At 70.5% G+C, this 25,013-nt stretch carries 21 protein-coding genes; 13 read left to right on the forward strand and 8 right to left on the reverse strand.

The window, feature by feature from the left end:
- Positions 1–45: 45 nt before the first annotated feature.
- The 5 genes from ACZ5Z0_RS07195 to ACZ5Z0_RS07215 all read left to right on the forward strand — a co-directional run bounded on the left by ACZ5Z0_RS07195 (position 46) and on the right by ACZ5Z0_RS07215 (position 8,357).
- Positions 46–684 carry a hypothetical protein gene (locus tag ACZ5Z0_RS07195; protein ID WP_464110509.1) on the forward strand — a complete coding sequence of 213 codons (639 nt, stop codon included), beginning with the start codon at positions 46–48 and terminating at the stop codon, positions 682–684.
- 257 nt (positions 685–941) lie between these two features.
- Positions 942–1,658, forward strand: a complete 717-nt coding sequence (locus tag ACZ5Z0_RS07200; RefSeq protein ID WP_464110745.1) for a YcnI family copper-binding membrane protein — start codon at positions 942–944, stop codon at positions 1,656–1,658.
- A 131-nt stretch (positions 1,659–1,789) separates the two neighbouring features.
- Positions 1,790–2,416 (forward strand): DUF4232 domain-containing protein, encoded by a 627-nt coding sequence (locus ACZ5Z0_RS07205; RefSeq protein WP_464110510.1) that lies wholly within the window; start codon positions 1,790–1,792, stop codon positions 2,414–2,416.
- 72 nt (positions 2,417–2,488) lie between these two features.
- Positions 2,489–7,519, forward strand: coding sequence for an Lhr family helicase (locus tag ACZ5Z0_RS07210; protein ID WP_464110511.1), 5,031 nt, complete (start codon positions 2,489–2,491; stop codon positions 7,517–7,519).
- Positions 7,512–8,357 carry a DNA-formamidopyrimidine glycosylase family protein gene (locus tag ACZ5Z0_RS07215; protein ID WP_464110512.1) on the forward strand — a complete coding sequence of 282 codons (846 nt, stop codon included), beginning with the start codon at positions 7,512–7,514 and terminating at the stop codon, positions 8,355–8,357. Before ACZ5Z0_RS07210 ends, ACZ5Z0_RS07215 begins: the two co-directional genes overlap by 8 nt.
- A gap of 46 nt (positions 8,358–8,403) precedes the next feature.
- Here the strand turns inward: ACZ5Z0_RS07215 and yczE are convergent, their stop codons facing one another.
- Positions 8,404–9,057: a membrane protein YczE gene (yczE, locus tag ACZ5Z0_RS07220; protein WP_464110513.1), complete on the reverse strand. Its 654-nt coding sequence runs from the start codon at positions 9,055–9,057 to the stop codon at positions 8,404–8,406.
- Between the two features lie 61 nt (positions 9,058–9,118).
- On the opposite strand from yczE, the gene yczR reads away from it, so the two are divergent.
- On the forward strand, positions 9,119–10,648 hold the full coding sequence (yczR, locus tag ACZ5Z0_RS07225; protein ID WP_464110514.1) for a MocR-like transcription factor YczR: 1,530 nt from the start codon (positions 9,119–9,121) through the stop codon (positions 10,646–10,648).
- 140 nt (positions 10,649–10,788) lie between these two features.
- Here the strand turns inward: yczR and ACZ5Z0_RS07230 are convergent, their stop codons facing one another.
- A complete protein-coding gene (locus tag ACZ5Z0_RS07230; protein WP_464110515.1) occupies positions 10,789–11,481 on the reverse strand; it encodes an SRPBCC family protein in 693 nt (230 codons plus the stop codon).
- A complete protein-coding gene (locus ACZ5Z0_RS07235) occupies positions 11,474–12,133 on the reverse strand; it encodes an ArsR/SmtB family transcription factor (protein ID WP_464110516.1) in 660 nt (219 codons plus the stop codon). The genes ACZ5Z0_RS07230 and ACZ5Z0_RS07235 overlap by 8 nt, the downstream gene beginning before the upstream one ends.
- Positions 12,134–12,291: 158 nt before the next feature.
- Between ACZ5Z0_RS07235 and ACZ5Z0_RS07240 the strand changes: the two genes are divergently transcribed.
- Together ACZ5Z0_RS07240 and ACZ5Z0_RS07245 are read left to right on the forward strand one after the other, a co-directional pair.
- A complete protein-coding gene (locus tag ACZ5Z0_RS07240; protein WP_464110746.1) occupies positions 12,292–13,278 on the forward strand; it encodes an RluA family pseudouridine synthase in 987 nt (328 codons plus the stop codon).
- Between the two features lie 78 nt (positions 13,279–13,356).
- Positions 13,357–14,001 (forward strand): DedA family protein, encoded by a 645-nt coding sequence (locus ACZ5Z0_RS07245; RefSeq protein WP_464110517.1) that lies wholly within the window; start codon positions 13,357–13,359, stop codon positions 13,999–14,001.
- On the opposite strand, the gene ACZ5Z0_RS07250 is transcribed toward ACZ5Z0_RS07245, so the two are convergent.
- From ACZ5Z0_RS07250 to ACZ5Z0_RS07260, 3 genes are all read right to left on the reverse strand, one after another.
- Positions 13,998–14,303, reverse strand: coding sequence for a hypothetical protein (locus tag ACZ5Z0_RS07250; protein WP_464110518.1), 306 nt, complete (start codon positions 14,301–14,303; stop codon positions 13,998–14,000). The two genes, ACZ5Z0_RS07245 and ACZ5Z0_RS07250, sit on opposite strands and share 4 nt — an antisense overlap.
- 50 nt (positions 14,304–14,353) lie before the next feature.
- Positions 14,354–17,173 (reverse strand): phosphoenolpyruvate carboxylase, encoded by a 2,820-nt coding sequence (ppc, locus tag ACZ5Z0_RS07255; protein WP_464110519.1) that lies wholly within the window; start codon positions 17,171–17,173, stop codon positions 14,354–14,356.
- 242 nt (positions 17,174–17,415) lie between these two features.
- The gene (locus tag ACZ5Z0_RS07260; protein ID WP_464110520.1) at positions 17,416–18,096 is read right to left on the reverse strand and encodes an NADPH-dependent F420 reductase; all 681 of its coding nucleotides are present in this window, start codon (positions 18,094–18,096) and stop codon (positions 17,416–17,418) included.
- A 165-nt stretch (positions 18,097–18,261) separates the two neighbouring features.
- Between ACZ5Z0_RS07260 and ACZ5Z0_RS07265 the strand changes: the two genes are divergently transcribed.
- The 4 genes from ACZ5Z0_RS07265 (at position 18,262) to ACZ5Z0_RS07280 (ending at position 21,472) form a co-directional block, all read left to right on the forward strand.
- Entirely contained in the window at positions 18,262–19,272 is a 1,011-nt protein-coding gene (locus tag ACZ5Z0_RS07265) for an aldo/keto reductase (protein ID WP_464110521.1), read from the forward strand.
- Positions 19,269–19,862: a TetR/AcrR family transcriptional regulator gene (locus ACZ5Z0_RS07270; RefSeq protein WP_464110522.1), complete on the forward strand. Its 594-nt coding sequence runs from the start codon at positions 19,269–19,271 to the stop codon at positions 19,860–19,862. Before ACZ5Z0_RS07265 ends, ACZ5Z0_RS07270 begins: the two co-directional genes overlap by 4 nt.
- Positions 19,863–19,920: 58 nt before the next feature.
- Positions 19,921–20,553: a TetR/AcrR family transcriptional regulator gene (locus ACZ5Z0_RS07275; protein WP_464110523.1), complete on the forward strand. Its 633-nt coding sequence runs from the start codon at positions 19,921–19,923 to the stop codon at positions 20,551–20,553.
- 79 nt (positions 20,554–20,632) lie between these two features.
- On the forward strand, positions 20,633–21,472 hold the full coding sequence (locus ACZ5Z0_RS07280; RefSeq protein ID WP_464110524.1) for a DUF1684 domain-containing protein: 840 nt from the start codon (positions 20,633–20,635) through the stop codon (positions 21,470–21,472).
- A 39-nt stretch (positions 21,473–21,511) separates the two neighbouring features.
- On the opposite strand, the gene ACZ5Z0_RS07285 is transcribed toward ACZ5Z0_RS07280, so the two are convergent.
- Both ACZ5Z0_RS07285 and ACZ5Z0_RS07290 read right to left on the reverse strand, forming a co-directional pair.
- Positions 21,512–22,729 carry an acyl-CoA dehydrogenase family protein gene (locus tag ACZ5Z0_RS07285; RefSeq protein ID WP_464110525.1) on the reverse strand — a complete coding sequence of 406 codons (1,218 nt, stop codon included), beginning with the start codon at positions 22,727–22,729 and terminating at the stop codon, positions 21,512–21,514.
- Positions 22,726–23,535, reverse strand: a complete 810-nt coding sequence (locus ACZ5Z0_RS07290) for an SDR family NAD(P)-dependent oxidoreductase (protein WP_464110526.1) — start codon at positions 23,533–23,535, stop codon at positions 22,726–22,728. The genes ACZ5Z0_RS07285 and ACZ5Z0_RS07290 overlap by 4 nt, the downstream gene beginning before the upstream one ends.
- A gap of 160 nt (positions 23,536–23,695) precedes the next feature.
- Between ACZ5Z0_RS07290 and ACZ5Z0_RS07295 the strand changes: the two genes are divergently transcribed.
- Positions 23,696–25,000, forward strand: coding sequence for a glycoside hydrolase family 76 protein (locus ACZ5Z0_RS07295; protein ID WP_464110527.1), 1,305 nt, complete (start codon positions 23,696–23,698; stop codon positions 24,998–25,000).
- Positions 25,001–25,013: the final 13 nt, after the last annotated feature.

Here is a 25,013-nt window from a genome sequence, read left to right on the forward strand (position 1 = left end):
AATTACGGCAGGCGCTGCCAGCATCGAGCCGTGAAGGAGGACTCCGTGCGCACATCCCACGCCCGGACGCCTTTTCATTCGCTCCGTGCAGCCATGGTCGCCACGACGATCATGGCCCTTGGCGCGGCCGCGCACGTCGTCGCCGGCGGCCAGCTACCCGCCCCCGCCATCCTGCTCGCGTTCCTGGCCCTCAGCGGACTGGTGTCCACAGCGGCCACCCGGCTGAAGTTGAACGTCCCCGCGATGACCGGGCTGCTGGGCGCCGGGCAGGTGGTGCTGCATGAAGCGTTCTCCGCGTTCAGCGCGCCTCTAGCCGGCGCCGCGACCGGCCCCGGCATCGGCACCACTGGAGCGGGTGGCCACCACGTCGGCGGTATCCCGCTTCCGGTACCGGCGGACCACCTCCAGCTCCACGCACAGGACTCCGCCCTCGCGCTCTCCATGCTCGCCGGCCACGCGCTGGCGACGCTCGCCTGCGCCCTGCTCCTGGCACGGGGCGAGGACGCACTGTGGTCGCTCGCGGCATGGCTCCGCCCACTGGTCCAGCTTCCGGCGCCGGCGCTGCCGCGCCCCGCGGCCGCCCCCACTCTGCCCCTGTGGCCCGCAGAGTCCCTGCCGCTGCCCCGGCGCAACCTCCGGCGCGATTGCCGCCGGGGACCGCCAGCCGTCGTCGTCTTTTCCTAACATTCCTTCCGGCCGCGGCCGGACATGCCCGAAGGACCCACACCGGGCCACTCTGCCGCGCCTCCCCCGTTTACGCGCGCCGCCCGAAGTGCCGCGCGCACGCCTGAAAGGCACCCGTTTTGACGACTGCACTGCCCACATCCACACTGCCCAAATCCACCCGGTCCACTTCCACACTGCCAAAATCCGCCCAGTCCAAGTCCACCCTCCGCCGCGCCCTGTCCGCCGCCGCCGTCGCAGGCGGGACGGCAGTGCTGATGCTCGCCGGGGTCGGCGGCGCCTCGGCCCACGTCGGGGTCTCCCCGGACGACACGACCGCGAATTCCCCGGCCCTGCTGACCTTCGCTATCCCGCACGGCTGCGAGACCTCCGGCACCACCAAGGTGACCATCACGCTGCCGCCCGAACTCAACGATGCGCAGCCCAACGTGAACCCCAACTGGACCGCCGCCAAGGTCACGGAGCAGCTGCCCGAGCCGAAAAAGCTGGCCGACGGCTCGGCCATCACCAGGCGGACCAGCCAGGTCGTCTACACCGCCAAGGCGCCGTTGAGCCCGGAGCTCCGCGACTCGCTTGTGCTCTCGGTCAAACTCCCGGATGCGGCCGGCAAGACCCTGTACTTCCCGACGCTGCAGACGTGTGAGGCCGGCCAGGTTGACTGGTCGCAGGTTCCTGCCGAGGGCCAGGACGCCCACGCGTTGAAGTCCCCGGCGCCGTCGCTGACCGTGACGGCCGGCGCCTCGGCGGCCGACGGGCACGGCGCCGCAACGGACGGGCACGGCGCCGAGCATGCGGGGTCCGTCACCGGCGCTGCCCATGCGTCCACGGCGAACGACGACGGCGGCCAGCTGCGCAGCTGGGTGGGCCTGGTCGCCGGCGTCGGCGGCCTCGGCCTGGGCGGACTCGCGCTCGCCCGGAGCGGAAAGTCCGCACCCGCGCGGATTCCCGCCGACGGGCCGGCCCAGACCGAATAGCCCGGCACGGAGGAGAAACACGGGTTGGCGCCCGGAAATCACAATCCGGGCGTCAATCCGGGTCCTCCGTCGTGGCGTCGTTGACTCTGCCGTCCGCGCACCATAAAAGTTGAGCCATGAGGCCTCAGCAGATGAAACACAGACTGGTAATTACTTCGGTGACGGCGGCCGCCGCGGCTGCATTGTTGCTCAGTGGCTGTGGCCAAAACCAGTCCCAGGGCGCCACGACCCCTGCGCCGACGTCAGCGTCCCCTTCCAGCCAGTCCAGTTCCGCCAGCCCGTCCCAGAAGCCGTCCGGCGGAGCGGCTGCTACCCCCTCGTCGGCCGCAGCGGCCGGTCCTGCCCTGTGCAAGGCCGCGAACCTGACGGCCAGCCTTGATGACAAGGGCGGCGGCGCGGCCGGCAGCGTCTACATGCAGCTGATCCTGACCAACTCCGGGGCGGAACCGTGCCTGCTGAAGGGATTCGCCGGAGTTTCCCTCACCGCGGGGGCCGGCGGCGACCCTCTCGGAGCCGCGGCGACGCGCGACAATTCCACCCCGGTCGCGGACGTGATGCTGGCCCCCGGCATGGCCGGCAGCGCCACGCTGCGCTACACCCAGGCAGGCAATTACCAGGACTGCACCCGCACGCCCGCCGCAGGATTCCGGATCTACCCGCCGGAGGACACTGCGTCGCTGTTCCTCGCCGCGCCCAAGGACGCCTGCACCGAAGCGGGCATCAACCTGCTGACCATCGCCGCGTTCACCGCTAAGTAGCGTCCGCGGGGATCGTGCCTCCGCCTTAGGGCACCGCCAAAAGCTGTCGGTGCCTTAAGGCATGATTGAGGAATGAAGGGGCAGGGACTCGCCGGCGGCACACTCGCGGCCGAAGCCATGGACCGGTTCAGCCGGCCGACCCGGGAGTGGTTCTTGGGCGCCTTTTCCGCGCCCACCCCGGCGCAGAATGGCGCCTGGAACGCCATTTCCTCCGGCGCGCATGCCCTCGTGGTGGCCCCCACCGGTTCCGGAAAGACCCTCGCCGCCTTCCTCTGGGCCCTGGACCGGCTGCTGGTCTCGGCCCCGCCGGAACCGCAAGAGCTGCCGGGCCTGGACCCCGCGGCCGGGAAAGCCGTCCGGCGCAAGGCCCCGAAGCGGAAAACCCGGGTGCTGTACATCTCCCCGCTCAAGGCCCTGGGCGTCGACGTCGAACGCAACCTCCGCGCCCCGCTGATCGGCATCACCCAGACCGCCAAACGCCTCGGTCTGCCCGCGCCGCTGATCACCGTGGGCGTCCGCTCCGGGGATACGACGGCGGCGGACCGGCGCTCGCTGCTGAGCCACCCGCCGGACATCCTCATCACCACGCCCGAATCCCTCTTCCTGATGCTCACCTCGAAGGCGCGGGAAACCCTGGACGAGGTGGACACCATTATCGTGGATGAGGTGCACGCCGTCGCCGGCACCAAGCGCGGCGCGCACCTGGCCGTTTCGCTGGAACGCCTCGATGCCCTGCTGCCCAAACCGGCCCAGCGGATCGGGCTCTCCGCGACGGTGGAACCGAAGGAGCTGGTGGCGCAGTTCCTCGCGGGCGCAGCACCGGTGGAAATTGTGGCGCCGCCGTCGAAGAAGACCTGGGACCTGACCGTGTCCGTGCCGGTCGAAGACATGTCCGACCTTCAGGGCGCGGCCGGGGCCTTCGACTCGGGCCCGGCGTCCGGGCTGCAGCCGCACGCCTCCATCTGGCCGCATGTCGAAGAAAAGATCGTGGACCTGGTGCTGGCCAACCAGTCCACCATCGTGTTCGCGAACTCCCGCCGGCTGGCCGAACGGCTCACGGCCCGGCTCAACGAAATCTACGCCGAGCGCCAGCTCGTGGCCGCCGGCGGCGGCTGGGACGAGGCCGGCGGCGTGGCTCCCGACTTTATCGATGCCACGCCCACGTCGACCGCGACGCCGGCGCACATGATGGCCCAGGCCGGCAGCACCGCGGGCGCGGACCCGGTCCTGGCCCGGGCACACCACGGGTCCGTGTCCAAGGACCAACGGGCCCTGATCGAGGACGACCTGAAATCCGGCCGGCTGCGCTGCGTCGTGGCCACCTCCTCCCTGGAACTCGGCATCGACATGGGCGCCGTGGACCTCGTCGTGCAGGTCGAGTCGCCGCCCTCGGTGGCGAGCGGCCTGCAGCGGGTAGGCCGCGCCGGCCACCAGGTCGGCGAGGTCTCCCAGGGCGTGCTCTTCCCCAAGCACCGTGCGGATCTTGTCCACACGGCCATCACCGTCGAACGCATGCTGGACGGCAAGATCGAGCGGCTCTACGTCCCGGCCAACCCGCTGGACATCCTCGCCCAGCAGACCGTCGCCGCGACCGCACTCGGCGCGATCGACGTCGAGGAATGGTTTTCCACCGTCCGCCGCTCCGCGCCTTTCGCCTCGCTCCCGCGCTCCGCGTTCGAGGCCACCCTGGACCTGCTGGCGGGACGCTACCCCTCGGACGAGTTCGCCGAGCTGCGGCCCAGGATCGTCTGGGACCGCAATGCCGGCACCATCGAGGGACGCCCCGGCTCGCAGCGGCTGGCCGTGACCTCCGGCGGCACCATCCCGGACCGCGGCATGTTCGGGGTGTACATCATCGGCACCGAGGTTGAGGGCACCGGCAGCGACGGCTCCGGCGACGGCAAGGCCGCAGGCCAGGCGTCCACGGCCAAGGGCGGCCGCCGGGTGGGCGAGCTCGACGAGGAGATGGTCTACGAATCCCGGGTCGGGGACATCTTCGCCCTCGGCGCCACCAGCTGGAAGATCGAGGACATCACGCACGACCGCGTCCTCGTCTCCCCCGCCTTCGGCCAGCCGGGCAAGCTGCCGTTCTGGCGGGGCGACTCGCTCGGCCGGCCGGTGGACCTGGGCCGGGCCCTCGGCGCGTTCATGCGCGAACTTTCGGCGTCCGACGTCGGCCCGGCCACCGAGCGCTGCAAGGCCACCGGCCTGGACGACTTCGCCGCCAACAACCTGATCCAGTACCTCGCCGAGCAGAAGCTCGCCACCGAGGTCGTCCCCAGCGACACGACCCTTGTGGTGGAGCGGTTCCACGATGAGCTCGGCGACTGGCGGGTGGTGCTGCACAGCCCCTTCGGCATGCCGGTGCACGCGCCCTGGGCCCTCGCGGTCGGCCAGCGGCTGCAGCAGCGCTACGGCATGGACGGCTCGGCGATGGCCGCCGACGACGGCATTGTGCTGCGCGTGCCGATGATGGAGGACGAACCGCCCGGCGCCGAACTGTTCCTCTTCGAACCCGAGGAACTTGAACAGATAGTGACCGCTGAGGTCGGCGGCAGCGCGCTGTTTGCCTCCCGTTTCCGGGAGTGCGCCGCCCGGGCCCTGCTGCTGCCCCGGCAGACCCCCGGAAAGCGCCAGCCGCTGTGGCAGCAGCGCCAGCGCTCGGCCCAGCTGCTGGATGTCGCCCGGAAGTACCCGACCTTCCCGATCGTGCTCGAGACCGTGCGCGAGTGCCTGCAGGACGTCTACGACCTTCCGGCCCTGAAGGACATTGCGGCCTCGATCGAGCGGCGTGAACTACGGATCCTGCAGACCACCACACAACAGCCCTCGCCGTTCGCCAAGTCCCTGCTCTTTGGCTACGTGGCGCAGTTCCTCTACGAAGGCGATTCGCCGCTGGCCGAGCGCCGCGCCGCCGCGCTCGCCCTGGACTCGACCCTGCTCAATGAACTGCTGGGCCGGGTGGAGCTGCGCGAACTGCTCGACGCGAAGGTCATCGAGGCCACCGCACTGGAACTGCAGCGACTCGCCCCGGACCGGAGGATGCGCGGGCTGGAGGGCGTGGCCGATCTGCTCCGGCTGCTGGGCCCGCTCACCCCTGACGAAGTCGCCGCCCGGCTCGAGTCGCAGGCGCCGGCGGAGGCGGAGGCGGATGTTGAGGCGGGGGCCGTGCCTGGTGAAGCCCGGGCCAAACCGGAGCCCGGGGCGCTCGAAACCGCGGCCCCCGCCGCCGACGCGGCCGACGCGGCCGCCCATTTGGCGGCTTTGCAGCGGGCCAACCGCGCGATCAAGGTCAACATCGGCGGCGTGGAACGGTTCGCCGCGGTGGAGGATGCCGCCAGGCTGCGCGATGCCCTCGGTGTCCCCTTCCCGATGGGCGTGCCGCTCGCGTTCATCGAACCCGTCGCGGACCCGCTGGGCGACCTCGTCTCACGCTACGCCCGCACGCACGGGCCCTTCACCGCCGCCGAAGCCGCCGCCCGGCTGGGCCTCGGCGTCGCCGTCGTCGGCACGGCACTCAAGAGGCTGGCCGCGGACGGACGCGTCGTCGAAGGCGAGTTCCGGCCGCACGCCCCAGCGCCGGACGAGGCGCAGGCCGGGGATTCGGCGGAACCGCCAGCCGCCCCGGCGGCGGCGTTGCCGGCTGTCCTGCAGGCAACCGTCAGTGAGTGGTGCGACGCCGAGGTGCTCCGCAAGCTGCGGCGTCGTTCGCTCGCGGCGCTGCGGGCCGAGGTCGAGCCCGTGGACAACGCCGCGTACGGGCGGTTCCTGCCCGCGTGGCAGCACGTGCGGACACCCGGCGGCCGGGGCCAGTCGGCTTTGCGCGGGCTGGACGGCATCATCACCGCCGTCGACCAGCTCTCCGGCGTGCCGATTCCGGCCTCCGCCTGGGAACCGCTGGTCCTGGCCAGCCGCGTCTCCAACTACCAGCCGGCCATGCTCGACGAACTCATGGCCGCCGGCGAGGTCCTCTGGTCCGGGGCCGGCTCGCTGGCCGGCAACGACGGCTGGGTGAGCCTGCACCTCGCCGATTCCGCCGAACTGACGCTGAACCCCGCACCTGACTTCGTGCCCGGCGACGCACAGCAGCGGCTCCTGGACCACCTGAGGAACAACGGCGGCGGCTACTTCTTCCGGCAGCTGACCGACGTCGCTGGCGGGATGGACACGGTCCTCAGCGACCAGGACGTCGTGTCCGCGCTCTGGGACCTGGCTTGGGCAGGCCGGATCACCGGTGACACCTTCGCCCCGGTCCGGGCCCTCATCGCCGGTGGCCACACCGCGCACCGGCAGGTCGGGCGCGCGCCGCGCGCCCGGGCGCCCAGGCTCAGCCGGCTGGGCCGCGCCCACGGGACCGGGCTGCTCGGATCGCCCGGCCTCACCGGCGGCCGCTACGGCTCCGCCACCGGCGCCGCCGCCACGCCCCCGCTGGCCGCCGGACGCTGGTCCGCGCTCCCGGCCCCCGAGCTCGACGCCACCATCCATGCCCGGGCCACCGCGGAACTCCTGCTGGACCGGTACGGCGTGGTTACCCGGGGCTCGGTGATGGCGGAGAACATCCTGGGCGGCTTCGGCCTGATGTACAAGGTGCTGGCCCGGCTCGAGGAAGCCGGGCGGTGCCGCCGCGGCTACTTCATCGAACACCTCGGCGCCGCCCAGTTCGCGGTGCCGGCCACGGTGGACCGGCTGCGCTCCTACGTCGAGGACGCCCAGGTACACAAGGCCGAGCCCGTCGCCCTGGCCCTCGCGGCAACCGACCCGGCCAACCCCTACGGCGCGGCGCTGCCGTGGCCGGCCCTGGACGTGGAGGCGGGCACCGGCCACCGCCCCGGCCGGAAGGCGGGCGCCCTGGTGGTGCTGGTCGACGGCGAGCTTGTCCTGTACGTGGAACGCGGCGGCAAGACTTTGCTGGCGTTCAACACCGACTCCGACGTCCTGGCCGCCGCCGGGTCCGCCCTCGTCAGCGTCGTGACGCGCGGCGCCATCGACAAGCTGATCATGGAAAAAGTCAACGGCCACGGCATCCTGGACACGCCGGTCGCCGCCGCCCTGGCCCAGGCCGGCGCCTACTCCACCCCGAAGGGACTGAGGATCCGTGCCTGAGGGCGACTCCGTCTTCCGGGCCGCCGCACAGCTGCACGCCGCGCTGGCGGGCAAGGAGCTGATCGCCTCCGACTTCCGGGTGCCGCGCTTCGCCACCCTGAAGCTGGGGGGCTGGACGGTGCAGGAGGTCGTTCCGCGCGGCAAGCACCTGCTGATGCGCGTGGCCGGGCCGACGCCGAAGGACCGGCTCACCATCCACTCGCACCTGAAGATGGAAGGAACCTGGCAGATCTATCCTTCCGGCGGGCGCTGGCGCAAGCCTGGCTTCACCGCCCGCTGCGTCCTGCGGACGGCGTCGGCGGACGCGGTCGGATTCTCGCTCGGGCTGCTGGAGGTCATTCCGACGGCGGAGGAAGCCGGCGTCGTGGGCCACCTCGGTCCGGACCTGCTGGGCCCGGACTGGGACATGGCGGAGGCCGAGCGGCGCCTGCTCGCGGCGCCCGAGGTCCCGATCGGCGTCGCCCTCCTGGACCAGCGCAACCTGGCCGGCATCGGCAACATCTACCGCTGCGAGGCCTGTTTCCTGTCCGGCGTTCACCCGGCGACGCCGGTCTCCGCGGTGCCGGACCTGGCGGCCATGATCACCGACGCGAAAGTCCTGCTGACGGCAAACCTGGGCCCGGGCCGCCGCGTCACGGTACTGAACGCGCGCGGCGTGCCGGTGGGCCGGACGGCCGGCCGGCCGGGGTACTGGGTGTACCGGCGCGAACACCAGCCCTGCCTCAAATGCGGCACGCCCATCCGGCGCGGGGTCCTGGCCAAGGACACCGGGGTCGAGGAGCGGGACATCTACTACTGCCCCCGCTGCCAGCCGCTGCCGGGGGCTTCGCAGGCCTGATGTCCTGGCGGTCAGGTTCGCTGCGGCGGAACTCGGGGCGTGGAAGCTAGGACGCCGGTGTGGACGCCCCGGCCACGGCCCCTTCCGCCTCGGCCCGGGCTTCGCCTTCGCCGGCGGACCTGGGCTCCGGCACGGTGAACCGCGGCAGCAGCAGCTGCACCAGCGGGCCGATCGCCAGGGCGTAGAGCACGGTCCCCACGCCCACGGATCCGCCCAGCAGCCAGCCGGCGCCCAGCACCACCACCTCGATGCCGGTCCGGGCGCCGCGTACCGGCCACCCGGTGCGCCGGGCCAGCCCGGTCATCAGGCCGTCCCGCGCGCCGGGTCCGAGGCGCGCACCAATGTACATGGCCGAGGCAACCCCGTTGAGCAGCACGGCCCCGACCAGGAGCGCGGCCTGGCCGCCCAGGTGCGAAAACCTCGGGATCAATGCCAGCCCGACGTCGGCAAAGACGCCCACCAGCACGGCGTTGCAGACGGTACCGACCCCGGGCCACTGCCGGAGCGGAATCCAGAGCAGCAGCACCAGGAAGCTGACGATGATCACCACCGTGCCAAGGCTCAGCCCGGTCCTGCCGGCCAGCCCCTGGTGGAAGACATCCCACGGCGCCGTCCCGAGGCTGGCCCGGATGACCATGGCCAGCGAAACGCCGTACAGGGCAAGGCCGATCAGGAGCTGGAAGAGTCTGCGGGTCATCATGACGACCATCCTCCCCGAACACTGGCCTTGTAATCCATAGCCAGTTTGAAATACTGGCTCTATGTCCGGTTCCTTGAATCCGAGTTCGCTGATCCGTCTGCTGGGCGGGTGGAACGTCGGCGCCTCCCCCGCGTACCGCGAGCTGGCCGACGTCGTGCGTTTGCTCATCCTGGACGGCCGCATCGCGCTCGACGTCGCCCTGCCGAGCGAGCGGTCGCTGGCCGCTGCCCTCGGCATCAGCCGCACCACCGTCACCGCCGCCTACGCGCTGCTGCGCGACGAAGGGTTCCTCAGCGGCGGCCCGGGCAGCCGGAGCCGCAGCCGCATCCCCAGCCACGGACCGGCCCATGCCGCGAACGACGGCGGCCCGCGGATCAGCGGCGCGCCCGGACTGGCGGTTCCGGAGGGAGTCCTCGACCTGGCCTACGCCTCGCTGCCGGCAAGCGGCGAGGTGGTGCACCGGGCGTTTGCCGCCGCGCTGACGGAGCTGCCGGCGCTGCTGCCCGGCTTCGGCTACGACGCCCTTGGGGTGGGTCCGCTACGCGAGGCAATCGCGGCCCGCTATACGGCGGCCGGAGTGCCCACCGCCGCCGGGCAGATCCTGGTCACCTCCGGCGCGCAGCATGCCTTGAACATCGTCCTCCGCACGCTCGGCGGCCGGTCCGGGAAGGTGCTCGTGGAGCACCCCAGCTACCCCAATGCCCTCGACGCCATCCGCGCCGCCGGCTGCCGGACGGTGACCGTGGCCATGCCCGCGCCGCGCCGCACCGAAGCCCCTTCGGGTTCCGCCGTGCCCGCGGGTCCGGCGTCCCGGGCCGCCGGCTGGGATGTGGAGGCGATGGAAGCGGCGCTGCTGCAGCAGCGGCCGGCGATGGCGTACCTGGTGCCGGACTTCCACAACCCCACGGGCCGGCTGATGCCTGACTCCCAGCGCCGCCGCCTCGTCGCGGCGGCCGCGGCGTCGGGCACCGTGCTGGTGGCCGACGAGACGCTGCGGGAGCTGAACCTCGACGGCCTCAGTTCCACGCCCATGGCCGCGTTCAGCCCGGCGGTGGTCTCGATTGGTTCCTTGAGCAAGTCGCACTGGGCGGGGCTGCGCACCGGCTGGATCCGGGCCGGCGAGCCCCTGATCCAGCGCTTCGCGGCGGCCCGCACCACTATGGACCTGGGCGGCCCGGTGGTCGAGCAGCTTGCCGCGGCGCACTTGGTCAACGACCTGGCCGAGCCGCTCCCGGCCCGGCTCGCCGCGCTGCGGGAGAACCGGGACACCCTGCTGGACCTCATCCGCGGACACCTGCCGGACTGGGAGCCGGAACGGCCCGACGGCGGCCTGTCCGTCTGGTGCCGGCTGCCGGCACCGGTCAGCACCGCCCTTGCGGTGCTCGCCCCGGACTTCGGGATCCGGCTCGCCGCGGGACCCAGGTTCGGCGTCGGCGGCGCCTTCGAGCAGTACCTGCGCCTACCGTTCACCCTGCCACCGGAGAAGCTCGAGTCCGCCGTGCTGGCACTGCGCGCGGCCCAGGACCGGCTGGAGCGGTCCCCCCAACTGCGGCGCAACCTCCCCGCCCCGCCCGCCGCAGCCATCGCCTGACGCCCGCGCGGGCTCCCCGCCCCGCGCCCGGCCTCCCGCCCGGGCCCGTTTCGACGGTTCCGTGCCCACTCGACGCGCGGACACATCGACTGGGCACGGAACCGTCGAAACGGCACAGCGGGGAAACGGCGCAGCGGGGCCTACGCGTAGACCTTCTCGAGGAACCCGGCCCAGGCTTTCGCCGTCGCCCCCGAATCCCCGCGGCCGCTGAAGTCGTGGACCGTCATGCCGACCGGCGCGCCGAAGGCGTTGCGCCCGAAGAAGCGGTACAGCGTGTCCCCGGTCCGCAGCCCGAGGAAGTTCTCGTTGGAGAAATCCACCTCGGCGGACAGCTGCCCGACGCCGTCGACGTCCAGTTCCACCGTGTCCCCCTGCGCCGAGCCGGCGACTCCGAGGGCCTGCTTGAGCCGTTCGAAACCCTCCGGGACCTGCGACGCGGCCGGTGCCTGTATGTCGGTGAAGACCACGGGCTTGCCGTCGAAGTGCTTGAGGTACTGGCCCAGGGTGTGCAGGTAGAACGCCGTGTGCTTGCTGGCGCCGTCGTACTGCCCGTCCCAGTCGTCCGTGAAGATGCCGCTGTGGACGTAGTGCAGCCGAGCCCGGCCGCCGTCGAGCGGTTCGAGGACGTGCTCGAGCTGGTTGAACCAGCCGTCCGGGCCTTCCATCCGGGAGACCAGATGGGAGGGACGTTCCTCCACGGTCTTCACGGCCGGCCACTGGTCCGTCGGGAACATCCAGGCCGGGGTGCCGCGGGTCACCGCCTCCCAGACGCGCTCGGGGGTGCCGGGCAGTTCCGTGTCGTAAACAATCTCGAATTCGCGCTTGTCAGTCATCGTTCTGCTCCTTGGATTGTGGGGTCTTGGGTTGGGTCTTCAGGGTCGGATGGAGGGCGACGACGAGCCGGTGCTTGCGCCCGGGAGCCCGGGTGTTGGTGCCGGCCGGGCCGCCCGGCGGGACCGTACCGCCGTCGTCGTGGTACTTGTAGACGAGCCGGGCCACGGTGGCACCGAGTTCCTCGGCGCAGGCGGCCCGGTCGGCCGCCGAACGGAAGGTGATCTCGCCGTCGATTGCGAAGGTGGCGATTTTCTGCCGGGCAGCGGCGGCACCGGCGATCAGCTGGCCAAGTTCCTGGACCATGCGGGCCGCGAGCGCCAGCAGCCAGAAAGCGGAGAAGCGGTCCGAAAACCGTTGCGGGTCCGGGGCCACGGAGGCCAGCGCCGACGGGGAAATCAGGTACGACGCCGCCGTCGCGCGCAGGATGCGCTCAGTGACGTTACCGCGCCGCCGCTCCTCGACCAGCTCGACCAGCCCGTGCCGCTCCAGGGCCTTCAGGTGGTAATTCACCTTCTGCCGCGGCAGGCCCACCTTCGCGGCGAGCTGCGTGGCGGAGCCGGGCTCGGCGAGCTCCCGCAGGATGCGGGTACGGATCGGGTCCAGCGAGGCCTCCGCCGCGGCCGGGTCCTCAATGACTTCGATATCCAACATGCTTCCAGTGTGGCAACCGACAGTTTTTATTGTCAAGAACTTTTTTCTCGTCGGTGCCCGCTTCGACGGTTCCCTGCCGGTTCGACGCTTCGAAGCGTCGAGTGGGCAGGGAACCGTCGAAACGGCGGGTGGGGGCGGCGACGTAGAATGGGGCGGTGATGCAATCCCCCCTGCCCGTGCGCGACGGCGTGAACGCGACCCGCCTGCGGCTGCCGGACGAGGGGCCGTGGGACACCGCGATGGACTACATGATGCACCGCTGGGGGCACATCGACCCGCAGGGCATCGAGGACCGCTTTGACGCCGGCGAGATCGTGGGCGAGGCCGGCATCCCGCTGGACCGGACCACCCCGCTGCGGCACCACACCTTCATTTGGTACTACCGCTCGCTGCCGCCGGAACCGCGCATCCCGGTGGAGCTGAATATCCTGCACCAGGACGAGCACCTCCTGGTGGTGGACAAACCGCACTTCCTGCCCACCACCCCGGGCGGCACCTACATCCAGGAGTCGGCCCTGGTGCGCCTGCGGAACCAGCTGGGACTGCCGGACCTGGTCCCGATGCACCGCCTTGACCGCATGACGGCCGGCATCCTGCTGCTCTCCACGAACCCCGGAACCCGCGGGAAGTACCAGGTGCTCTTCGAGAAGCGCCAGGTCCAGAAGGAATATGAGTGCGTGTCCGCGGCGGAGCCCGCGCCGGGGCACCCCGCCGTCGACTTCCCCTTCGTGGTGCGGAACCGGATGACGAAGTCCCGCAGCTATCTGCTGGCCGAGGTCATTGAGGGCGAGCCCAACGCCGAGACCCGGATCGAACGGCTCCGCACTTTCGCCGGGCCGGCCGACGGCGGTCCCGAAAAAGGTCCCGGAAGCGGTACCGCCGGCATGCCCGACGCCGCCGCACCGCGCCGCGCGTTGTACCGGCTGGAGCCGCACTCAGGAAAGACCCACCAGCTCCGGGTCCACATGGCCTCGCTCGGACTCGGGATTGTGAACGACGCGTTTTATCCCGAGCTGCTGGACAAGGCGCCGGACGACTACACCAGGCCGCTGCAGCTCCTGGCCCGCGGCATCCGGTTCGTGGATCCCATCACCGGCAGCCCGGTGGAGTACCGCAGCCGGCTCGAACTCTCCGAAGCCCGCTAGGCCGCGGCACCACCCGGAACCCAACCCCAAGCGCCCGGCTGCCCGGGCGCCCGGCCGGATATGGGGTAACTTGTGCCCATGGACCTGGCCAATGCGGACACCTGGGGATCCGCGATCTATTTCTGGATCATCCCCGTTGTCCTCGGCGACGCCATCTTCCCGCCGGTACCCTCCGAGATGGTGGTGATCACGGCCGGAGCACTATCGGCCGACGGCCGCGCCAACGCGTTCCTCGTGGGGGTCCTCGCGGCGCTGGGCTCCTGGCTCGGCGACCTGATGGTCTTCCAGCTGTTCAAGCGCCGCCTCAGCCATGTGCTGGACCGTTGGAGCTGGGGCCGGAAGTTCCACAGCGCGGTGCACCTGGCCATCGCCAAGGCCGGCCGCTCGTCCACCTACGGGGCCATCATCGGGATCCGCTTCATCCCCGGCGGCCGGCTCGCCACCACCGCCGCGGCGGGGATCGCGAACGTGTCCACGCGCGGCTTCAGCTTCTGCGCGGCCGTGGGCGGTGTGCTGTGGGCTGCCTGGTCGGTGGGGCTGGGCTACGTCACGGGCTCGGCAACGCGGCTGCCGTTCTGGGCGAGCTCGCTGATCGGGGTGGGTCTCGGACTGGCGATCGGCGCCGCCGTCGGGCTGGTCGTCACGCGCCGCCGAGGGAACCGGTCCCCCGTCGTCGAGCCGGGCTCCGCCCCCGCGGACCCCGACGAGGAACTGGACTTCTAGACCGGCGCCCAGCGGCCGCGGTTGCGCCGCAGCACGGTCAGGTTTCCGGTCACCGCCACGCGTTCGACGGCGTCGCGCATCATGGCGGCCGACTCCAGCGCCTGGCTGTTCTCGGCGGCGTAGGCCGTGGCGTCCACCAGGAAGCGCAGGTTCAGCTGCGGGACCCCGCCGGCGAGCTCCAGCTGGTTGGACTCCACATGGTGCCGTGTCCCGAGCGCCTCGACGGCCGCCTCCATCACGGCCTCCGGCGGGTTGCCCGGTTTTAGTCCGGTGATCTTGAGTCTGGTCTGGAACGACGGCATGGCACAACCCTATCCGGCCCCTCCGAAGGGCCGCCCGTCCTCTTCGCGGGCTACCCGGTGTTGCGCAGGCCGGCCGCGACGCCGTTGACCGTGATCAGCATGGCGCGCTGGAGGCGTTCGTCGATCTCGGCGTTGGGCATGCCCTCCCCGGCGGCGGCCTCGGCGCGGACCCGGCGCAGCAGCTCCACCTGCAGGTAGCTGATCGGGTCCAGGTACTGGTCGCGGATCTCGAGCGAGCGCTTGAGCGTCGGCTGCGCGTCGAGCAGCAGGTCCTCCCCGGTGAGGTTCTGGATCTCTGCGACGGTCAGCTCGTACTCGGCGCGGATGGCACGGAAGAGGTGGTGCAGTTCTTCCGGGACCAGGGTGGAGACGTAGTAGCCGGCAATGTCCATGTCCGTCTTGGCCAGCGTCATTTCCACGTTCGAGAGTACCGAGCGGAAGAAGTGCCAACCGTCCATCATCTCCACCAGTTGGGCGGAGTGGCCGGCCTCGCGCGCCGCCTTGAGGCCCGAGCCCACGCCGAACCAGCCCGGCACGATCTGCCGCGACTGGGTCCAGCCGAACACCCACGGGATGGCACGCAGGCCCTCGAGGCCTGCACCCGAGTCGGGCCGCTTGGACGGCCGCGACCCGATGTTCAGCGAGCCCAGCTGTTCCACCGGCGTGGACGCCATGAAGTAGGCCGGCAAGTCCGGGTCGTCGATCAGGGTCCGGTAGCGGGCGAACGCGGCGTCGGAGATGGTCTCCATGACGTGGCCGTAGCGCTCGCGCTGGTCCTCCGAGGTACGCGGGGCGCGGTGCAGCGCCGAGCCCTGCAGCACCGCGGCCAGGGAAAGCTCCAGGTTCTCTCGGGCGAGCTCGGGCAGCGAGTACTTGTCGGAGATGACCTCGCCCTGTTCGGTGAACTTGATTTCGCCTTCCAGCACGCCGTTGGGCTGGGCCATGATCGCGTCGTAGGTCGGACCGCCGCCGCGGCCCACGGATCCGCCGCGGCCGTGGAAGAGCCGCACCCGCACCCCGTGCTTGGCCGCGACGTCGCGGAGCTTCCGCTGCGTCTTGTGGATTTCCCACTGGCTCGTCATCACGCCGGATTCCTTGTTGGAGTCCGAGTAGCCGAGCATGATCTCCTGCACGTCCCCGCGCAGCCGGACCAGCTCGCGGTAAGACGAATCGGAGAGCAGCGCGTCCACAATCTCGGCCGAGGCGCGCAACTCCTCGACGGTCTCCAGCAACGGGGCGAAGCCGATTTTGGCGTAGGGAGCCTCGCCGAAGAGGCTCACCAGCCCGGCCTCCCGGGCCAGCACCGCCGCCGCCAGCACGTCGTCAGCGCCGCGGGTCATGGAGACGATGTAGGTCTCGATCACGTCGGGGCCGTAGGTACGCAGGGCCCGGCGGATCTCGCGGAACACGTCGTACGTGCCGTCGGCGACGCCGTCGAGCTTGATCGGGTGGCCGGAGAGCGGCCGGCGGGAGGCCAGCTCGGAGCCCAGCACCTCGAGCCGCTCGGCGCGGCTCAGTTCGGCGTACCGCACGCCGGGTCCGCCGAGCCGGTCCATCAGCTGCCCGACGGCGTCGTGGTGGTGGTCGGCGTGTTCGCGGATGTCCAGGGTGGCCAGATGCAGGCCGAAGGAGGCGATGGCGCGGCGGACCCGGGCCAGGGCGCCGTCGGCGGCGAGACCGGCCTGGTGGTTCCGCAGCGATGCCTCCAGCAGGCCCAGTTCGGCGAGCAGCTCCGCGGTAGCGGCGTAGTCCCGGCCGGGCTCGTGGGGTCCGCCGGCGGCAACCCGGCGGCCGGTGTTGAGCAGTTTGGCCTTGATGCAGGTGAGTTTGAGCCGGTAGGGCTCCTGCGCGTTGAGCTCCAGGACGCGGCGGTCCAGCCCGGGCAGGTTCCCCAGGTCGACGTCGATCGAGTCCAGCAGCGCCTGGTCCGCCCCGGCCAGCGCGGTCGAGTTGGACAGGATGGAGATCAGCCCGTCGATCAGGCCAATGCTGATCCGGATGGCGTGCTGGTTCTGGATCTGCAGGATTTCGCGCGTAACGCCGGCCGTGACGTTGGGGTTGCCGTCCCGGTCGCCGCCGATCCAGGAGCCGAAGCGGATGGGCGCCTTGGTGACCGGCAGGGTCACGCCGTGGTCGGCGAGCAGCTCAGAGAGGTCCGAGAGCATCTCCGGCATGGCGTCGCCGAGGATTCCGGTCAGGTAGTAGATGGCGTTGCGGGCTTCATCCACCGGGGTGGGCCGGACCTGGCGGAGTTCATCCGTTTGCCACATCTGGTCGATCACCTCGGACAGCTGGCGGTCCTGGCGGCGGCGGGACGAGGTGCCCTCGAGGGTGGGTTCGGCCAGCACGTCGGAGAGCCGGCGGACCTTGTCCAGCACCGAGCGGCGCGAAGCCTCGGTGGGGTGGGCCGTGAAGATGGGCCGGACGTCGAGTCCGTCGACGACGTCCTGCAGCACGGCGGATCCGGCCTGTTCCGCGGTTTCTTCGACGGCCTTGGCCAGCCAGCCGTCCTTCTCCGGCCGGCTCCGGAGTCCGCGGACCCGGTGGACCTGCTCGGCGGCATTGGCCAGGTGAAAATAGAACGCGAAGGCCCGGACGAGGTCGGTGGCCTGCTCCAGCGGCAGCGAGCCGAGCAGTTCGCGGACCTGGGCGACGACGTCGTACGAGCTCCACGGCCCGGTGGCATCGGCGCCGCCCCGGGCCGCCTCCTTGGATTCCTTGGTCAGCAGGCGCACCTGCTCCACGAGGTCCAGGAGCTCGGGCCCGTGCTGGCGGACCAGGGATTCGCCGAGGAGGGTGGACACCCGGCGGACGTCGGCGCGCAGTTCGGAGGCCAGATCCGTGCCGGAAGTGAATGCAGTGTCAGCCATGGAAACTATCTTTCGAGGGTTCGACGTGGCTCGTACACTGCGCTGGATACTGTGAGCCGGGTTACTTGTACCCATGGGATGTTACCCGGCTCACGGGCTGCCTGGGGAATCCGTCTCAGATACTGTCCGGGGCCTTGACGGGGGCGCGCCGGCCCACGTAGCTCGCAGTTGTTGTGGTTTTGAGCGCTCAAACGACAGCAACTGCGAGCCAGTTGGGCGGGTCTTCGCGGGGCTGGGTGGCCTTATCGGGCGATCTTGAAGTTGAAGTCCGCGTTCCCGAAGGCGCCCCAGAGCCGCAGCCAGATCGGAAGGAGCATCTCCGTGCCGCGGGCGGTGGTGATGTCGCCCAGGTCGATGATGTCGCGGTGGCCGAGGTCCGCCAGCAACCCGGCCACCACCGATTTGGCGTCCGCGTCGTTGCCGGAGACAAACACCGAGTGGTCTCCGCCGGCCACGCTGGCCGGGTCCACCATGACAGTGGCGTTCATCGTGTTGAGCGTCTTGACCACGCGCGCCTCCGGAAAAGCCCGCTGGAGTTGCTCGCCCAGGCTGTCCGTGTTGACCGGGTTCAGCGACGGCGGGAAGCCCTGGGAGAAGTCGAGCGGGTTCGCAATGTCCATGACGACCTTGCCGGCCAGGTTGGCGGTTCCGGCGGCGGTGAGCGCGTCCAGGGAGCCTGTGCCGTTGGTGGCGTTGATAACGAGGTCGCTGCCCGCCGCCGCCTCGGCGAAGGTGGCCACCGGGATGTCGCCGTGCTCCGCGTGCCACTGGGCAAACGGCACGCCGCCCATCGGGCCCGCCTCGGTCCGGGCCAGCGTGGCCTCAGGATCGCGGGTTCCGATGACGACGTCGTGGCCAAGCTTTGCCAGGGCAGCCGCCACTGTGGGGCCGACCATACCGGTGCCAAAGACTGCAATTTTCATGGGGACCTCATTCAGGAAGGGTTCTCGAGTTTCGGAGAGTAGACAAGTTCGTCTACCGCTGGGCGAGACGCTACCAGACAGAACTGTCTACGGCAAGATCCGCATCCTCGTAATGAGGTCTGACAAATATTGAAATCTGTCATCGAATTGCTGTACGGTGTTCCTATGACGACTCCCCGGCTCACCCAGACCCGCACCCTGGGCCTCAACGGCCCCAACACCGCGCCCATCGGCCTCGGGCTGATGGGCATGTCCGACCTCTACGGACCGGCGGACGACGCCGAGAGCGTCGCCACCATCCAGGCCGCCCTGGACGCCGGGGTTACCCTGTTGGACACCGGCGACTTCTACGGCATGGGGCACAACGAGCTCCTGCTCCGCGATGCACTCCGCGGCCGACGCCGGGAAAACGCCCTGATCAGCGTGAAGTTCGGCGTTCTGCGGGACGCGGCCGGAGGCTGGAACGGCGTGGACAGCAGACCCGCCGCCATCAAGAACTTCCTGGCCTACACCCTCCGCCGCCTCGGTACGGACTACGTCGACATCTACCGCCCCGCCCGGCTGGACCCCAAAGTGCCGCTGGAAGACACGATGGGAACCCTTGCCGAGCTGGTGCAGCAGGGCTACATCCGCCACATCGGCCTCTCCGAGGTCGGCGCGGAAACCCTGCGCCGCGCCCACGCCGTCCACCCGGTCTCGGACCTGCAGATCGAGTACTCCTTGGTCTCCCGAGGCATCGAACAGGACATTCTGCCCACGGCCCGCGAACTCGGCATCGGTATCACCGCTTACGGCGTCCTCTCGCGGGGCCTGATGTCGGGCCACTGGACTGCCGACGGCGGCCGGCGGGACTTCCGCGCCCACCTGCCGCGCTTTAGCGGCGGCAACCTCCAGCGCAACCTCGAACTCGTGGAGCGCCTCCGCGCGATCGCGGACGGCAAGGGCGCCACGGTTGCCCAGCTCGCCATCGCCTGGATCCTGTCCCGCGGTGAAGACATCGTCCCGCTGGTAGGCGCCCGCCGTCGTGACCGGCTGGTCGAATCCCTCGGCGCCGAATCGGTGGTGCTGTCCCCGCAGGACATCGCGGCGATCGAGGCCGCGGTGCCGGCGAACGCCGTCGCTGGCACCAGGTACGACGCCGGGCAGATGGCGATCCTCGACAGCGAGCGCCGGTGACCCAGCCAGCCGCCGGCCTGACCGCGGGGCGCATCCTGGAGGCCGCCGAGGACGTGCTGCGCCGCTATGGCCCGGCAAAAGCGACGGTTGTCGACGTGGCCAAGGCCCTCGGCGTCAGCCACGGCAGCGTGTACCGGCACTTCCCGAGCAAACTGGCGTTGCGCGACGCCGTAGCGCGGCGCTGGCTGGCCAGAATCGCGGAGCCGCTGGACCCGGCCGCCGACACGGACGGCCCGACTGCCGAGCGGCTGCTTCGCTGGCTGCAGCGGCTGGCGGCCATCAAGCACGGCATGGCACTCGAGGATCCCGAGCTCTTCGCGACGTTCAGCCAGCTAACCACGGAGGCCCGGGAGGTCGTGGCCGAGCATGTGGACCACCTCGCCGGACAGCTCACCCTGATCGTGGCGGATGGGGTGGCCGCTGGCGAGTTTGCCGCAGCGGACCCGGCGAAGGCCGGCCGGGCGGTGCTCCATGCCACGGCCCGCTTCCATCACCCGCTGCACGCCGCGGAATGGCAGGATCCCGCCATCGAGAGCGATCTCGTGGAGGTCTGGAGGCTGATCGTCCGGGGGCTGGAGGTCCGTCGCTAGCCGGTGACGTCGGCGACATCAGCAAGACCGGACAGACTAGTCTGTGTACCATGAAGCTATGACGCCGATAGCAGCCGCCGCACCAACCGCCGGGCCGTGGACGGTCCGGACGCCGGCAGGGCAGGCCAAGGACAAGATCCTGGCAACGGCCTTCCGGCTGTTCTACGCCCACGGCCTCCGGGCCGCCGGCATCGACACGATCATCGCCGAATCCGGGGTAGCCAAGGCCACCTTCTACAAGTATTTTCCGGCCAAGGATGACCTGATCCTGGCCTACCTGGAACAGGTGGACGGAGTCTGGACCGGGCAGCTGCATGCCGCCGCCGAGGCCGCCGGGACGGACCCGGCAGCCCAGCTGGTTGGCCTCTTCGACGCCCTGTCAACCGCCTGCCGCCGCGACGGCTACCGTGGCTGCGCCTTCATCAACGCCGCCGCCGAATCGGCGTCGGGCACCCGCGTGCACGAACGGACGGTTGCCCACAAGCAGCACATCCTGGCCTGGATCCGGGGCCTTGCCGACAACGCAGGCGCGCCGGATCCGGACGGTCTGGCCCGCAGCCTGACCCTCGTCCTCGACGGCGGCCTGGCCAGCGGGGTGCTCGACGCCGACCCCGCCGCTGCCGCCGCCGCCCGGGCCACCGCTGCGCAGCTGGTCGCCGCCGCCATCACAAACCCGCCCATCCCCAACTGACTGGCAGTTGTTGCCGTTTTGAGCCCTCAGAACGGCCACAACTGCGAGCTAGTTGGGCTGATCCCCCTGGAGGGTTCCTATGACCACCGACGAGTCCCCTGCCGACCCGCAGCTTGCCCGCTGGCAGCGCTTCCGGAAGAACCGCAACGAGGCCCTGGCCAGCGACTACGGCTGGCTGACCCTCACGTCCTTCCAATGGCTGGGAGACTCGCCGTCCGCCGTCGAACTCGCCCCCGGGCTGTGGTCCACGGACGGCACGACGGCGTTCCTTTCCGCCGCCGCTGCCGACGGGCTGACACTGGTCGGGACCGGTGAGCCCGTCGATGGAACGGTCAGCGCGAAGCTGGCCAACGAGGAATCCCTGATGTGGGTCCAGTTCGGCGGGACGGACGGCCGGCAGGTCGTAGTGGAGTTGGCAATGCGGGCCAACAAGTATGCGATCCGAACCCGGGATTCGGCGTCGCCGGTGTTCACCGGGTTCGACGGCGTGCCCACCTTCGATTACCGGCCTGATCTGGTCATCGAGGCGCGCTTCGTGCCCTACCCCGAACCGGTGGACGTGCCCATCGGGACCGCCAACCCGCTGGTGGACGGTGTCCACCGCTCCGTCGGCGAGCTCGTCTTCCGACTCCCGGGCCAGGAGCATGAGTGCCGCCTGCAGGCCGAGGAGGAGAAGCTCGGCGCCCTCACCGTGACGTTCCACGACGAGACCAACGGGCTGAGCACCGATGAGTGGCGCAAGGTCTCGACCGCCCGGCCCCGCGTCGATTCCCTGGGAAACAAGACGGTGATCCTGGACTTCAACCGGGCCATCAACTACCCCAGTGCGTTCACCCCGTACGGCACCTGCCCCATGCCGGTAAAGAACAACAGCCTGGACTACCGGATCGAAGCCGGCGAAAAGCAGCCCTTCGCCTAGCCCCGCCCCGCTGGACGGCGGCAGGGGCGGGGGCGGGGGCTAGACGATCGCGGAGACCCCGGTCACGGCGCGGCCCACGATCAGGGTGTTGATCTCGTACGAGCCCTCGTAGGTGTAGATCGCCTCGGCGTCGGCGAAGATCTTAGCCATCGCGTAGTCGGTCACAATCCCGTTGCCGCCCAGCAGGGACCGGCCCATCGCCACGGTTTCGCGCATCCGGGCACTCACATAGGACTTCGCCAGCGCCACCTGGGGCATGTCCGCGGCGCCAGCATCCTGCAGCTGGGCAATCCGGACCATCATCCCCATGCTCGCCACGGCGTTGCCGAGCATGGTCACCAGCTGCTGCTGCACCAGCTGGAACTTCGCCAGCGGCCGCCCGAACTGCCGGCGCTCGACGGCGTACCGCCGGGCGACGTCGAACGCGGCCAGCTGCTGGCCCACGCCCTGCCAAGCGACCATGATGCGTGAGCCGCGCAGCAGCTCGTTGGTGTCTTCGAAGCTGTTGATGCCGGCGAAGCGGTCTGACTCAGCCACCCGGACGTCGGTGAACACGATGTCCGCGTTCTGCACCGTGCGCAGCGCGATCTTGTTTTCGATCCGGCTCCGGCTCACGCCCGGCAGCGTGGCGTCGACGATGAAGCCGCGGATGCCGCCGTCGCCCTCGTCCCGGGCCCAGACCAGCATGTAGTCGCAGAACGTCCCGTTGCCGATCCAGCGCTTAGCGCCGTTGAGCACCCAGTAGTCGCCGTCTGGCCCGCCGGCCACGCGGCGGGCGGTGGTTTCCATGCCGCCGGCGACGTCGGAGCCGTGGTCCGGTTCGGTCAGCGCAAAGGCCCCGGTGGTCCGCAAGTTCGCCGCGTCCTGCAGCAGGCGGGTCTTTTGCTCTTCGGAGCCGAAGCCGTACAGCGATTCCACGAACAGGTCGTGGTGGACCAGGAAAAACGTCGCGAGCGAGGTGTCCACCCGGGTCATCTCGGCGATGACCAGGCCGGCAAAGAGGTTGCTGTAGCCGCGCTGGGCCGGGGCGCTGAGCTCCAGCGCGGCCAGCTTGGGCAGGATGTGGGCGGGGAACTCGGCGTCGTTCCACCACTGGGTTGCGAACGGTGCCACCTCGCGGGCCAGAAACTCCCGGAGTTCGGCCAGTTTCGCCTGCTCTGCGGCGCTGAGCAGCGACTCGAAATCATAGAAATCGGCCGCCGGCAGCCCGGCGGTTGCCGGGTCGACCGGGGCAGGGGTGTCTACACCGCGCGTCACTTCGGTCCCATCCGGATGGCGCCGTCCAAACGGATGGTCTCGCCGTTGAGCATGGCATTGTCCACGATGTGCGCGGCCAGGTTCGCGTACTCGGCAGGGCGGCCCAGCCGGGACGGGTGCGGCACCTGCCGGCCCAGCGAGTCCTGTGCCTCCTGCGGCAGTCCGGCCATCATGGGGGTCTCGAAGATACCGGGCGCGATCGTGACCACGCGGATCAGCGAACGAGCCAGTTCGCGGGCGATCGGCAGCGTCATGGCGGCCACGGCACCCTTGGAGGCGGAGTACGCGGGCTGCCCGATCTGGCCGTCGAAGGCTGCGACGGAGGCGGTGTTGATGATGACCCCGCGCTCCGGGCCGCCCAGTTCCGTGACGACCGGCTCGGTGGCGGCCATCGCGGCGGCGGCCAGGCGGATCACGTTGAACGTGCCCACGAGGTTGATCTGGATGACCCGGCTGAACGTCTCCAGCGGGAGCACGCCGTCGCGGCCCAGCACCTTGCCTGGGGTGGCGATGCCGGCGCAGTTCACCACGATCCGCAGGGGGCCGAGGGCGACGGCGGCGTCAACCGCGGCCTGCACCTGCTCTTCGCTGGTGACGTCCGCGGCGACAAAGACGGCGCGGTTGGCCTGCCCAGGCGCACCGCCGCCAGCAGACGCGTTGAGTTCGGCGGCGAAGGCCTCCCCGGCCGAGCCCGGCAGGTCCACCAGCACCACGGACGCGCCGGCGGCGAACAGCCGGCGGGCCGTCGCGGCCCCCAACCCGGAAGCGCCGCCCGTAATCAGCGCGACAGTACCCAAGACGTCCATGCATCCTCCTTGATGTGGAACCGCAACCCGGCCGTGAAGCTGTAAGCAGCCCACCGGCGCCAGGGAACATTAGTTAGTTCAGGTTAACTGGAATACAAACATTGCGCACCTCGGCCCCGCCATTCCGCGCCGGCGCCGACGTCACCACTACGCTGGGACCATGACCGCAGCCGCCGCCCACTCCCCTGCCCCGAACTGGTCCTTCCGCGCCGATGAAGCCGCGCGTTCAGTGACCCGGCTGTTCGGGCAGCGCCTCTTTTTCCTGCCCGGCACCCACATCGCCGCCATCAGCCGCCCGTCCGGCCGGCTGAAGAACCTGGCCCGGCCGTGGCACTACTGGTGGCAGGCACACTACGTGGACTGCCTCGTTGACACCGGCCGGCGGGAGCTCGGCGGGGAGGGCCACACTCCGGCCAAGTTCGACGGCGACAACCTGCCCAGCGCCGGCAAGCTGGCCTCCCGGCTGGTCACCGGCATCCGGCTGCGGAATTTCCTGACCGTGGTCAACAGCTATTACGACGACATGGCGTGGCTGGCCTTGGCCACCCTGCGGCTGGAGAGGCTCGCCGAGGACTCCCGCAAGACCACCGGCCGACGCCGCAACGCCAAGGTCCTCAAGAGCCTCACCCTCCAGTTCGACTCGGCCTCGACCGACGACCTTGGCGGCGGCACGTTCTGGAGCAAGAAGCGGGACTTCAAGAACACCCCGGCCACGGCCCCGGTGGCGCTGTACTACGCCCGGACCGGGCAGGCGGCCAAGGCCCAGGCCCTGCTGGACTGGCTGGATGCCAAGCTCTACGACCCGGAACAGGGCATGTACCGCGACGGACTGCGGATCGCCCCCGGCGGCGAACTGGTGTTGGAGAGTGCCATCTACACGTACAACCAGGGCCCGGTCCTCGGCGCCCTGCTGGAACTGGGCGGCGACGCGAACCTGGAGCGGGCGGCGGCGCTCGTGGGGGCGGTGGAGCGCAATCTCACCGTGCGGGCCCCGCTGATGGGGCGCAAAGCCGCGGTGCTCCGTTCCGAGGGAACCGGCGACGGCGGCCTCTTCACCGGGGTCCTCGTCCGCTACCTGGCCCTCGCCGCCGTGGACGAACGGCTCTCCGCCGAGACCCGGGCCACGGCGGCCCTGCTCGTGACGGATACGGCGGAGTCCTTCTGGGAGGGACGCCGCCTGGTGGGGGCGCAGGAGCCGCTGGCACGCCGGGGTGCCCGGCTGGTCTTCTCGGCCCGCCCGGAACTGCCGGCCCGCCGGAGCTACCCCGCCGGATCCGCCGTCGAACTGTCCACCCAGCTGCAGGCGTGGATGGTGCTGGAGGCCGCGGCCTCGATCGTGGGGAAGCTGCCCGCCATCGGGAAGCCCATCACCGAAACCGCCGCGGAATCGGCCCCGGAGACTCCGGGGGCCAGCGCCCCCGAAGCCGCCCCCGAAACCGCGACGGAAACCCCTTCCGGGAATTAGGTCACGCAATAGT

Source organism: Arthrobacter sp. T2-23, assembly GCF_055398325.1.